The 12,348-nt window shown below is 40.5% G+C and carries 13 protein-coding genes and 1 riboswitch; of the genes, 6 read left to right on the forward strand and 7 right to left on the reverse strand.

Features of this window, described 5'->3' with window-relative positions; all coding sequences use genetic code 11:
* From thiS to INT04_RS17900, 5 genes are all read right to left on the reverse strand, one after another.
* Positions 1-201 carry a sulfur carrier protein ThiS gene (gene thiS, locus INT04_RS17880; protein WP_193017437.1) on the reverse strand — a complete coding sequence of 67 codons (201 nt, stop codon included), beginning with the start codon at positions 199-201 and terminating at the stop codon, positions 1-3.
* The gene (locus INT04_RS17885; RefSeq protein WP_193017438.1) at positions 198-947 is read right to left on the reverse strand and encodes a HesA/MoeB/ThiF family protein; all 750 of its coding nucleotides are present in this window, start codon (positions 945-947) and stop codon (positions 198-200) included. The genes thiS and INT04_RS17885 overlap by 4 nt, the downstream gene beginning before the upstream one ends.
* Positions 941-1,588 carry a thiamine phosphate synthase gene (gene thiE, locus INT04_RS17890; RefSeq protein ID WP_193017439.1) on the reverse strand — a complete coding sequence of 216 codons (648 nt, stop codon included), beginning with the start codon at positions 1,586-1,588 and terminating at the stop codon, positions 941-943. The genes INT04_RS17885 and thiE overlap by 7 nt, the downstream gene beginning before the upstream one ends.
* A complete protein-coding gene (gene thiC, locus INT04_RS17895; RefSeq protein WP_193017440.1) occupies positions 1,572-3,524 on the reverse strand; it encodes a phosphomethylpyrimidine synthase ThiC in 1,953 nt (650 codons plus the stop codon). The genes thiE and thiC overlap by 17 nt, the downstream gene beginning before the upstream one ends.
* Before the next feature lie 131 nt (positions 3,525-3,655).
* Positions 3,656-3,779: riboswitch (TPP riboswitch) on the reverse strand.
* 44 nt (positions 3,780-3,823) lie between these two features.
* Positions 3,824-4,504: an HAD family hydrolase gene (locus tag INT04_RS17900; RefSeq protein ID WP_193017441.1), complete on the reverse strand. Its 681-nt coding sequence runs from the start codon at positions 4,502-4,504 to the stop codon at positions 3,824-3,826.
* A gap of 146 nt (positions 4,505-4,650) precedes the next feature.
* Between INT04_RS17900 and nudC the strand changes: the two genes are divergently transcribed.
* The 6 genes from nudC (at position 4,651) to INT04_RS17930 (ending at position 9,094) form a co-directional block, all read left to right on the forward strand.
* On the forward strand, positions 4,651-5,436 hold the full coding sequence (nudC, locus tag INT04_RS17905) for an NAD(+) diphosphatase (protein WP_193017442.1): 786 nt from the start codon (positions 4,651-4,653) through the stop codon (positions 5,434-5,436).
* Between the two features lie 88 nt (positions 5,437-5,524).
* Positions 5,525-6,598 (forward strand): uroporphyrinogen decarboxylase, encoded by a 1,074-nt coding sequence (gene hemE, locus INT04_RS17910; protein ID WP_193017443.1) that lies wholly within the window; start codon positions 5,525-5,527, stop codon positions 6,596-6,598.
* Complete coding sequence (gene nfi / locus INT04_RS17915; protein ID WP_193017444.1) at positions 6,591-7,259, forward strand: deoxyribonuclease V; 669 nt, start codon at positions 6,591-6,593, stop codon at positions 7,257-7,259. The genes hemE and nfi overlap by 8 nt, the downstream gene beginning before the upstream one ends.
* A gap of 74 nt (positions 7,260-7,333) precedes the next feature.
* The gene (locus INT04_RS17920) at positions 7,334-7,924 is read left to right on the forward strand and encodes a YjaG family protein (RefSeq protein WP_193017445.1); all 591 of its coding nucleotides are present in this window, start codon (positions 7,334-7,336) and stop codon (positions 7,922-7,924) included.
* Between the two features lie 190 nt (positions 7,925-8,114).
* Positions 8,115-8,387, forward strand: a complete 273-nt coding sequence (locus tag INT04_RS17925) for an HU family DNA-binding protein (RefSeq protein WP_064718078.1) — start codon at positions 8,115-8,117, stop codon at positions 8,385-8,387.
* A gap of 44 nt (positions 8,388-8,431) precedes the next feature.
* Entirely contained in the window at positions 8,432-9,094 is a 663-nt protein-coding gene (locus INT04_RS17930; protein WP_226894173.1) for a DUF1481 domain-containing protein, read from the forward strand.
* Between the two features lie 24 nt (positions 9,095-9,118).
* Here the strand turns inward: INT04_RS17930 and purD are convergent, their stop codons facing one another.
* Both purD and purH read right to left on the reverse strand, forming a co-directional pair.
* Positions 9,119-10,408, reverse strand: coding sequence for a phosphoribosylamine--glycine ligase (purD, locus tag INT04_RS17935; RefSeq protein WP_193017447.1), 1,290 nt, complete (start codon positions 10,406-10,408; stop codon positions 9,119-9,121).
* A 12-nt stretch (positions 10,409-10,420) separates the two neighbouring features.
* A complete protein-coding gene (gene purH, locus INT04_RS17940; RefSeq protein WP_193017448.1) occupies positions 10,421-12,010 on the reverse strand; it encodes a bifunctional phosphoribosylaminoimidazolecarboxamide formyltransferase/IMP cyclohydrolase in 1,590 nt (529 codons plus the stop codon).
* Positions 12,011-12,348: the final 338 nt, after the last annotated feature.

The raw sequence follows: 12,348 nt of genomic DNA on the forward strand, positions 1-12,348 counted from the left end.
TCAGCCCCCTGCAATTGCTTGAAAGAGAAGAACAGTATCGCCATCATTAATAAAATGTGTTTCCCAATTATCTCGGGGAACGATGGTTTCATTGATAGCAAGCGCTACACCAATAGGTGGTTGCTCTAACTGAATAAGGAGCTGACAGATAGTGACAGGCATATCCAGAGAATATTGTTCGTCATTTACGGTAATGTTCATGCTAAACCTCGACAAACAGGACATGTTTTTGATGGTGTTAAACGCAACGTACTCCAATTTTGTTTTCTACCATCGAAAAGGCGAAGTTTTCCACTTAGAGAACAGGGTAACCCTGAAAGTAATTTAATTGCTTCAAGTGCCTGAAGTGTGCCAATCACACCCACAACAGGACCTAGAATTCCGGCTGTTGTGCAATTTCGTTGTGGTTCAGCCTCATCGGGATAGAGGCAGTGATAGCAACCATGAATAAAAGGCGGCTCAAATACCATAAGTTGGCCACTAAACCCTACGGCACTGCCACTGATAAGCGGAGTTTGCTGTGAAACACAAGCACGATTAATCGCTTGACGTGTGAGCATGTTATCTGTGCAATCTAAGACTAAATCCGCCTCTTTAACTAATTTAGATAATGAATCACCATCAATACGTTGTTTATAAGCGGTAATTTTTATCTCTGGATTTAATGCGAGCAGAGACTGCTTTGCGACCTCTGATTTTGCATTAGGAATATCTTGAGTGCGATAAAGAATTTGACGCTGTAGGTTAGAAATATGCAACTCATCATCATCAACTAAAATGAGTTCACCAACACCTGCACCAGCAAGATAAAGTGATGCAGGAGAGCCTAATCCACCAAGACCGATAATCAGTACTCTTGCGTGTTGAAGTTTGTTTTGCCCCTCTAAGCCAATATCTTCTAACATCACTTGTCGGCTATAACGCATAAAATCATTATCATTTAGCATGATGGTTTTCCCTCCACTAATTCTAATAATTTACGAGTCACTTGTTGCCAATCTGGCGCTTTTGTTATTGCACTGACTAAGGCAACACTACCGACACCCGTTGCAATCACATCAGGTATTTTCTCTAGCGAGATCCCACCAATAGCAACAGTTGGAAAATCAGGTGTCTGTTCTACTTGATGTTTGAGCGCCTCCAAACCTTGTGGTTTAGATGGCATATCTTTCGTTGTGGTAGGGAAGATATGCCCTAATGCGATGTAAGATGGACGTAATGTTTTCGCTCTTTGTAATTCAGCTTCGTCGTGAGTAGAAATACCCAGTCGTAATCCTGCTTGTTTAATGGCATTAAGATCAGCAATATCGAGATCTTCTTGACCAAGATGAATACCGTAGGCGTGATGTTTAATGGCAAGTTGCCAATAATCATTAATAAATAGCCTTGCGTGATATTGTTTACCCAGTTTTATTGCTTCGATGATCTCTTGTTCAACATTTTCTGGTTGTTTATCTTTTATGCGTAATTGCAGGGTGGTAACGCCTGTTTTTAACAAGCGTTCGATCCATTCAACAGAATCAACAACAGGATAAAGCCCAAGCTTTTTTTCTGTTGATGCGAAAGGTGTGTTAGAGGATCTGTTCATTTTCAGTCACCTCAACACTGGCGATTTCTGCACTGTGGTATAACTCACTTCCATGCTCTTTAAAGGCCTGAGACATTTGTTCCATACCCGCCGCATAATCACGTACTTCTTGAGTTATTTTCATTGAGCAGAATTTAGGACCACACATTGAGCAGAAGTGAGCGACTTTACCTGATGCTTGAGGCAAGGTTTCATCGTGATATTGGCGTGCGGTTTCAGGATCAAGCGCTAAATTGAATTGATCTTCCCATCTAAACTCAAAACGAGCTTTTGACATGGCATTATCACGAATTTGAGCGCCGGGATGCCCTTTGGCTAAATCGGCAGCATGAGCCGCAATTTTATAAGTAATAAGACCTTGTTTTACATCTTCTTTATTAGGTAAGCCTAGATGCTCTTTAGGGGTAACATAACAGAGCATTGCACAACCAAACCAACCAATCATTGCAGCACCAATACCAGATGTGAAGTGATCGTAACCCGGTGCAATGTCCGTAGTGAGAGGGCCTAATGTATAGAATGGTGCTTCATGACAATGCTCTAATTCTTCTGTCATATTGCGGCGTATCATCTGCATTGGAACATGACCGGGGCCTTCTATCATGACTTGAACATCATATTCCCATGCAATTTTTGTCAGTTCACCTAGAGTATGTAATTCAGAGAATTGTGCTTCATCGTTCGCATCTTGAATTGAACCCGGTCTTAGCCCATCGCCCAGTGAAAGGGAAACATCATAAGCCGTACAAATTTCACAAATTTCACGGAAGTGTTCGTAGAGGAAATTTTCTTTATGATGCGATAAACACCATTTTGCCATGATCGAACCGCCGCGAGACACAATACCTGTTAGACGTTTTGCGGTCATAGGAACATAACGTAGTAATACACCAGCATGAATAGTGAAGTAGTCTACGCCTTGCTCTGCTTGTTCAAGTAAGGTGTCGCGGAATATTTCCCACGTCAGGTCTTCTGCAATACCATTTACTTTCTCAAGCGCTTGATAAATAGGTACTGTACCAATAGGAACTGGGCTATTACGAATGATCCACTCACGCGTTTCATGAATATAACGACCTGTTGAGAGATCCATTACAGTATCAGCGCCCCAGCGCGTAGACCAAATTAGCTTTTCGACTTCTTCTTCAATTGAGGAGGTCACAGAGGAGTTTCCGATATTGGCATTCACTTTCACTAAGAAATTTCGCCCAATAATCATTGGTTCTGATTCAGGGTGATTGATGTTGGCTGGGATAATCGCTCGACCTGCCGCAACTTCTTGGCGAACAAACTCAGGGGTAATGTTGTCAGGAAGATGTGCGCCAAAACTAAAGCCTGCATGTTGTTGGCGTAAAACGTTACTTCGGATACGTTCTCGCCCCATATTCTCACGAATAGCAATAAACTCCATTTCAGGAGTAATAATACCTTGGCGAGCATAGTGTAGTTGGGTGACACTTTTGCCGTTTAACGCTTTCTTAGGGTTTGGTTTTAACGGAAAACGTAAATGTTCTAATCCTGCATCAGAAAGGCGTTTTTGCGTGAAATCAGAGCTTAATAGTGAAAGTATTTCCGTGTCTTTACGTTCATTAATCCATGATTGGCGAATTTTTTTTAAGCCAAGGTTAACGTCGAGTTGAGAAGCGGGATCACCATAAGGGCCTGAAGTGTCATATATGGGGATAGGTTCATTATCTTCAAAAATAGGCTCTTCTTTTGAGCCACCAACGAGTGTTTTATCAAGTTGTATTTCACGCATGGGTACTTGGATATCAGTACGTGATCCTTCAAGATAAATACGTTTCGAATTTGGAAAACTTACGCCTTGAATGGTACTAATAAATTTCTGGGCTGCATCTCGCTGTTCTTTTCTTGGGCGTTGTGTATGGGGTGTTGGTGAAATATCTTTAATTGGTAAGGTTTGTTTTTTGGACATAGCATTTCCTAATAAATATCATGCAGGCCATTAGCCCGTCGGGTGGATATTGAGAAAAATGCTTGTCTGGAGGTTGCGGGGGAGTATCGACAGATAGGCGTGTAAAAGTAGACACATCGGGCTATCAAAAAATTCGAGACACTCTTGTTCCCTTCGCGGGTATTAACCCGATCAGGTTCCGCGGATCCCGAATTAACGGTCTCAGCCGGTGCTTATCACTAGGATAAAAAACACTCGGCACTCCGACAAGAATTAGCCCAGTATATGAAAGATTTTAAAAACTACAAGTCCGATATGGATTATTTATTTAAATACCAATGCCGTTGCTCCCATGCTTCCTTATCTGAAATTTGAGCCAGTTTTTTGTCTGCATTAATCGTTATAACATGATCAGCTTGATAACATAATGGAAGGTCATTAGAGGAATCCGTATAGAAATAAGTATAAATATTATTAATGTTATTTTCTTTTTTCCATTGATTTAAACGTTCTACTTTTCCCTCTCGAAATGTAGGGATGCCTTCAATATATCCAGTGTAATAATTATCTTTAATTTGCATATCAATCCCCATTGAGACATCAGCATTAAGTTGTTTTGCAATAGCATGAACCAGAAAAGAGATCGTTGCTGAAATGATCATAACGGGAATATTTTGTTGTCGATATTGGGTAATAATCGATATTCCTTTTGGATAGAGTTGTGGTTTAATGATTTTTTCAGTAAATTCAATAACCCATTGATTTATAACTTCTATATTATGGTGTTTGAAGTAAGTTAAATGCTGATAAAGATATTGGTTTATATCAAGTTTTTCTGCGTAATAGTCAGCAATCATCTGTTCATCTAGTTTTAAAAAATCAGGATCAGTGACAATTTTTTTATCCCATAAATAACGTGACCATAATCGGCTGGAATCACCCGCCAAAAGGGTTTCATCTAAATCAAAAATCGCTATTTTATTTTTTATTTCATTGGCCATTTTAACACTCCGCGCCATCAGTGAAATTTATGTTTTTATTCTTAGAATGTTAATAAATTATAGAGGATAAATATAATACATTGAGTGGATCTTACTAAAGAGAGTATTCTTTATTCTATATCATTATTTTGGGTAGAATTATCACTATGCATTTATATACGCTAACAGGATCAGAAAAAGGCTGGTGGACAGTCAGCCTTGGTGGGCGAGTATGGTTACCTAAAGGCGAGCTCCCTTTTGGTTTTGCAAAAGATTGGAATTTAGTGGGGCAACACGCCAAAATGGTTGGCGAGTGGCAAGGTGAAACGGTTTGGCTTATTCATGGAAAAATGGATAACGATATGTGTTCGCCAAGATTGATCGCCTCACAAGATGAAAGTTTATTTAAATTAGTGGGGCGTGGTGTTCAGTTGGCTGAATTTTATCGCTCTCATCGTTTTTGCGGTTATTGTGGTTCTAAAATGCGTCATAGTGAGAGCGAATGGGCGTGTTTATGTGATAACTGTCATGAGCGTTATTACCCGCAAATTGCGCCTTGTATTATTGTGGGGATCCGCCATGAAGATAAAATATTATTAGCACATCATGTTAGGCATAAACATTCGCCACTTTACACCGTACTTGCTGGTTTTGTTGAAGTTGGTGAAACACTAGAAGAGGCGGTTGCTCGTGAAGTGTTTGAAGAAAGTAATATTCGAATTCGTAATATTCGTTATGTTTCTTCACAACCTTGGCCGTTTCCACATTCTTTAATGATGGGTTTTCTCGCTGATTATGATGGCGGTGAGTTACAACATGATCCTTCCGAGTTAACGAGTGCGGGTTGGTATCGTTATGATCAATTACCTCAAATTCCGCCTCCCGATACTATTGCTCGACGTTTAATAGAAGATACGATAGCAAATATTAGAAAAGATAAAGAAAAGAACTAAATAAAGGCGCTGTCTGCCAACAGTTATTTTTCCAGCATGTTACACTACACGCTATTTTGCGGCCCTATTACTGTTAATGGAGTTAGTCATGAGTGAGTTGAAAAACGACCGCTATTTACGTGCGCTATTGCGCCAACCTGTTGATGTCACCCCAGTTTGGATGATGCGTCAGGCAGGCAGATATCTTCCTGAATATAAGGAAACACGGGCACAGGCGGGGGATTTCATCTCATTGTGCAAGAACACAGAATTGGCATGTGAAGTGACATTACAGCCTTTAAGACGCTTCCCTTTAGATGCTGCTATTTTATTTTCTGATATTTTAACTATTCCAGATGCAATGGGATTAGGCCTTTACTTTGAAACAGGTGAAGGCCCTCGTTTTAAATCACCAATAAATAGCCTTGATGATATTAAAAAACTCCCTATTCCTGATCCTGAAGATGAGCTGGGATATGTGATGAATGCAGTACGTGCCATTCGTCATGCTTTGCAAGGCAGTGTGCCATTAATTGGTTTTTCTGGAAGCCCTTGGACACTAGCAACCTATATGGTTGAAGGTGGAAGCAGTAAGGCCTTCACAAAAATTAAAAAAATGATGTATGCAGAGCCACAAGCATTACATCTATTACTGGATAAACTGGCAGATAGCGTTATCCTTTATTTGAATGCTCAAATTAAAGCAGGTGCACAATCTATCATGATCTTTGATACATGGGGGGGGGTGCTAACAGGACGTGATTACCAACTCTTCTCATTACATTATATGCATAAGATTATTGATGGCCTTATCCGTGAGTATGATGGAAGAAAAGTGCCTGTAACCTTATTTACCAAAGGTGGCGGTCGTTGGCTAGAAGCCATGGCGGCAACGGGTTGCGATGCATTAGGACTTGATTGGACGATTGATATTGAAGATGCGCGCCGTCGAGTTGGGAATAAAGTTGCCTTACAGGGTAACATGGACCCTTCAATGCTGTATGCGCCGCCAGCAAGAATAGAACAAGAAGTTGAGACTATTCTCGCTGGATTTGGCAAAGGCAATGGTCATGTCTTTAATCTTGGGCACGGTATTCATCAAGATGTTCCACCAGAGCATGCTGGGGCATTTATTGATGCGGTTCACCGTTTATCAAAGCCTTATCATCAGGATAATGATTAATACCCAACAATTACGTCAAGAGCAGACAGAAAAAGCTCAACAGATTATTTTAACAAACCAATTTACAGCACCAACTTATATTGCGGGTGCAGATGTTGGTTTTGAAGAAGGCGGCGCAGTGACTCGCGCTGCCATTGTAATAATGCACTACCCTTCATTTAAAATTCTTGAATACCAAATCGCACGTATCCCCACAACGCTTCCTTACATCCCCGGTTTACTTTCATTTCGGGAATGCCCCGCACTGCTTGCTGCTTGGCAATTAATAAAGCAAAAACCAGCACTTATTTTTGTCGATGGGCAAGGTATTGCTCATCCCAGAAGGTTAGGTGTTGCAAGTCATTTTGGTTTATTGGTGGATACTCCCACGATTGGTGTTGCAAAGAGTCGCTTATGTGGCATTGATAAGCCTGTTGATGAAGAAATGGGAAGCCATGAGCCGTTAATGGATAAGAATGAGCAAATAGGGTGGATTTTTCGTAGTAAGAGAAAATGTAAACCCCTGTATATTTCTCCGGGTCATAAAGTGAGTATGGAAGGCGCTTTACAGTGGGTAGGGCAGTGTATGAAAGGGTATCGATTGCCAGAACCGACGCGTTGGGCTGATGGTATTGCTTCAAATAGACGATTATTTGAGCAGTTGAATAAGAATAAGCTCTAAATGGTCGGGAAATATGTGGATATTTTGAATTTTCAGGTAAACTGCGCCTAAGTTAAGAAAATGAGTAATCACGAATGTTGAAGAACCCAATCCATTTACGTTTAGAAAAGCTAGAAGCTTGGCAACACCTGACGTTTATGGCGTGCCTGTGTGAGAGAATGTACCCCAATTATCAGGTATTTTGTCAAGAAACAGGATTCACCGATCCAATGCTTTATCGCCGTATTCTCGATCTGGTTTGGGAGACTTTGACGGTGAAAGATGCAAAGGTTAATTTTGATTCTCAATTAGAGAAATTAGAAGAAGCTATTCCTGACGCATCTCAGTTTGATATTTATGGTGTCTATCCTGCTATCGATGCCTGTGTTGCACTCAGTGAAGTCGTTCACTCTCGTTTAAGTGGTGAATCACTCAGTCATGCTATTGACGTCAGTAAATTGTCAGTAGGAACGGTTGCTTCACTTGAAATGACTCAAGCAGAAAGAGAAATGAGCGAGGAAGAGCTTAGATTTCTACCAGCCGTTATTGATGAGTTCGATATTCAATGGGAAATCTACCGTCTACTTGTTGAATGTGAAGAAAGAGACATCGAACTGATTAAAGGTCTACGTGCAGACCTTCGTGAAGCTGGAATGAGCAATATCGGTATAGAATTAACGCACTAAATCAGAAAAACGTGATTTAGTGCTTGAAAAGCGACGTTTAAAGACTTCACATCACCCCTGTGTATGTTCTACATTGGGTACGAAAAGAAGTGGCTCAGGTGTTTTACTTAATTCGTCTTCTTAAAAAGATAAGTTAAGTTTTTTCACCAGATGTTTTTCAAACGATAAAACATACTTTAAGGACTATTTTATGAACAAAGCTGAATTAACCGAATCAGTTGCTGAAAAAGCGGATCTGACAAAAACTCAAGCAAAAGCTGCTATTGAAGCGTTTATCGATTCAGTAACAGGTGCTCTGAAAGAAGGCGATTCTGTACAGTTAGTTGGTTTCGGTACATTCAAGGTGAATCACCGTGCAGAGCGTACTGGCCGTAACCCTCAAACGGGTAAAGAAATTACCATTGCAGCAGCCAATGTTCCTGCATTTACTGCCGGTAAAGCACTGAAAGACGCAGTAAAATAATTCCTTTGAACGGAATGAACAATAGAGGGGGATTTACTCCCCTTTTGTTGAAACGACAGGGGCTGTTAGCAATAGGAACTGCTTTTTTGCTCAGCGCCTGCTCTTCTACTGTGCAACTACCTGAATTTTCTGCAACAGGTTATATTGCGGATGAAGGTGTTGTGCGGTTATGGCGTTTAAATAATAAAGTATCAGAACCTCAAGTCATTATGAGTGTTTATAGCTTTTATAAAAAGCCAGAAACTGTCATCACATTCTATGAGTATCGCCAAAATAAGCTTTGGCAAGTCCGCTCTGAAATTATTAATCCTAATGTTCCTTCATCTTGGCATCTTCGTTTAAATAAACGAGGTGAAGTTATTTTCATGCAACAAGAAAGCCAAAAACAAAAACGAGCATTAACAGAAGATGAGCGTTTAAGAATGGTGTTTGCTGCAAGTAAAGAACGTGAAATCAGTGAAGCACTTGCTATTGGGAAAGTGAATTTAGTGCAGGGTATTTGGTATCAAAATACAATGACAACTTGTGCTGGTGAGAAAGTGAATATTTCATTTGAAGCTCCTGAACAACGCTGGTTAAAAACGAGAACTCGTTATTCGAATAAGCCTTCTTATGTGGCTTGGCTTGATTCTCCTGAGGGTAAGCAATTACTGATGGTTGCAGAACATAACTTCTGTAAATGGGAACCAACAAAAGAGAGCTTATAATCACTCTCTTCTGTCGTTGTTAACTTACTTTTTTAAGCGTGCAATCGCACGATAGCCGATATCATGGCGATAAAAATGTCCATTCCAATGAATATCTTTTGCTAAAGCATAAGCATTTTTTTGTGCTTGCTCGATATCATCACCTAACGCTGTTGCACATAACACTCTTCCGCCTGCGGTGATAACGTTGCCTTCATTATTAAGTGTCGTTCCGGCCTGAAATATTTTTGCTGTTGTTGATGATGATGGAATTAAACCTTCAATGATATCCCCTTGACGATAATCCGCAGGATAACCGCCAGCAGCAATGACAATCCCTAAAGCTGGGCGAGGATCCCAAACAGAATCTTTACCTTTTAAATCACCTTTTGCTCCAGCTAAACAGAGTTCAACTAAGTCAGATTGCATACGCATCATAATGGGTTGAGTTTCAGGATCACCAAAACGGCAGTTAAATTCGATAACCTTTGCAATGCCTTGTTTATCGATCATTAATCCAGCATAAAGAAAGCCTTGGTAACGATGACCTTCAGAAGCCATTCCTCTAACTGTTGGATAAATGATTTTTTCCATCACTTGCTGGTGGATCTTATCAGTGACTACGGGAGCAGGTGAATAAGCGCCCATTCCGCCTGTATTAGGGCCTGTGTCGCCATCACCGACACGTTTATGATCTTGGCTTGTTGCCATCGGAATAACGTGTTCACCATCAACCATCACAATAAAACTAGCTTCTTCGCCATCAAGGAATTCTTCAATAACTATGCGATGTCCTGCATCACCAAAGGCATTGCCTGCTAGCATATCGTTAATCGCAGTTTCTGCTTCAGCTTGTGTCATCGCAACAATAACGCCTTTTCCTGCGGCTAAACCATCGGCTTTGATAACAATTGGTGCGCCTACTTTATTAAGATATTCAAGCGCAGGTGCGACTTCAGTAAAGTTTTGATAATCCGCGGTTGGAATTTTATGGCGAGCTAAAAAATCTTTTGTGAAAGCTTTAGAACCTTCTAGTTGAGCGGCACCCTTTGTTGGACCAAAAATAGTCAGTCCCGCCTCTGTAAAGGCATCGACAACACCAATAACAAGTGGTGCTTCAGGGCCAACAATAGTTAAATCAATTTTATTTTCTAAAGCAAATGCAATTAATGCAGGGATATCTGTTGCACTAATATCAATATTTTGTACACCTTGCTCTAACGCTGTACCTGCATTACCTGGTGCAACAAAAACTTGAGTGGCAAGTGGTGATTGCGCTGTTTTCCAAGCTAAAGCATGTTCACGGCCACCATTACCAATAATCAAAATCTTCATATCAATGCCCTATTAATGACGGAAGTGACGCATGTTAGTGAAAATCATTGCAATGTTATGTTCATTTGCGGCTGCAATGACTTCGTCATCACGAATTGAGCCTCCTGGCTGAATAACGCAAGTGACGCCAGCAAGTGCTGCGGCATCAATACCATCTCTAAATGGGAAAAATGCATCTGATGCCATTGCACAACCAGCAACTTCTAAACCTTCATCAGCGGCTTTAATACCTGCAATTTTTGCAGAATAAACTCGACTCATTTGTCCTGCACCAATACCAACAGTCATATCATTTTTAGCGTAAACAATGGCATTTGATTTTACGAATTTAGCTACTTTCCAGCAGAAGAGTGCATCTTTAAGTTCGCGTTCACTGGGTTGACGTTGAGTGACCACTCTTAAGTTTTCTTCTTTAACCATGCCTAAATCACGATCTTGTACTAATAGCCCACCATTCACACGCTTGAAATCAAACGCTGATCTTGCTTCTTGCCATTGACCACACGCTAATACACGAACGTTAGGTTTATTTTCTAAAATAGGTAAAGCATCTTTATTAATAGAAGGGGCGATAATAACTTCAACAAATTGTCGCTCAATGATTGCACTTGCTGTTTTGGCATCTAATGGGCGGTTGAAAGCGATAATACCGCCAAAAGCGGAAGTAGGATCTGTTTTAAATGCGTTGTCGTATGCTTGTGTGAGCGTGTTCGCAATAGCAACACCACAAGGATTAGCATGTTTCACAATAACACATGCCGGCTCGGAAAATGATTTCACACATTCTAAAGCGGCATCAGTATCTGCAATGTTGTTATACGAAAGCGCTTTACCTTGTAATTGGGTCGCTGTAGCAATAGAAGCTTCTTCTATATTCTCTTCTATATAGAAAGCGGCTTGTTGATGAGCATTCTCACCATAGCGCATATCTTGTTTCTTTATATAGTTCAGATTTAAGGTGCGAGGGAAATTACCAGAGGGTTGTGAAGTATCACCATAATAAGGTGCGACCTTTTGACCAAAGTAGTTTGCAATCATTCCATCATAAGCAGCGGTATGTTCAAAGGCTTTAATCGCTAAATCAAAACGGGTATCTAAAGTAAGGCTATTTTCGTGATTGTCCATTTCTTCAATCACTCTTTCATAGTCATTACTGTTTACGACTATTGTTACGTCTTTATGATTCTTTGCTGCAGAGCGAACCATCGTTGGACCACCAATATCAATATTCTCAACAGCATCTGCTAATGAGCAATCAGGACGTGCTACCGTTTTAGCAAAAGGATAAAGATTCACGACGACCATATCGATAGGGCGAATTTCATGTTCTTCCATAATGGCATCGTCTTGGCCACGGCGACCTAAAATACCACCGTGTATTTTTGGGTGCAGGGTTTTTACTCTGCCATCCATCATTTCTGGGAAACCTGTGTAATCGGAGACTTCGGTAACCGGTAAGCCAGCTTCTGCTAATAGACGTGCGGTTCCACCTGTCGATAAGAGTTCTACGTTTCTTTCAACAAGTGCTTTAGCAAATTCTAAAATACCTGCTTTATCAGACACACTTAATAGTGCACGGCGGATAGGACGAAGATGTTGCATGAGTTTTATCCCTTGGGTTTGGTATAACGGTAGTAATGGTGAAGTTAAATCACATTAATACAGTGAAATTGTGTTTGCTTAACTAACATTTCAGAAGATGGACACAAAATCAATCTTGCTTAATCGACCGCTATAATAACGCAAACGTTTGCGTTTGACATGCTAATTTTATGTAAAAAGGCAGTCTGTGGATAAATATGTTAATAACTGCGTATAACTAGGGGTTTTGCTGTGGAATTAAGCAAACGATTTTTTTTCTTAAAAAAACTATTGCCAGCCTCAGAAAACTCCCTATAATGCGTCCTCGTTGTCACGGCAAACCACGCTAAGTGAGTTAG

Origin of the sequence: Proteus sp. FME41 (genome assembly GCF_014897315.1) — a bacterium.
In the GTDB taxonomy this organism is placed as follows: domain Bacteria; phylum Pseudomonadota; class Gammaproteobacteria; order Enterobacterales; family Enterobacteriaceae; genus Proteus.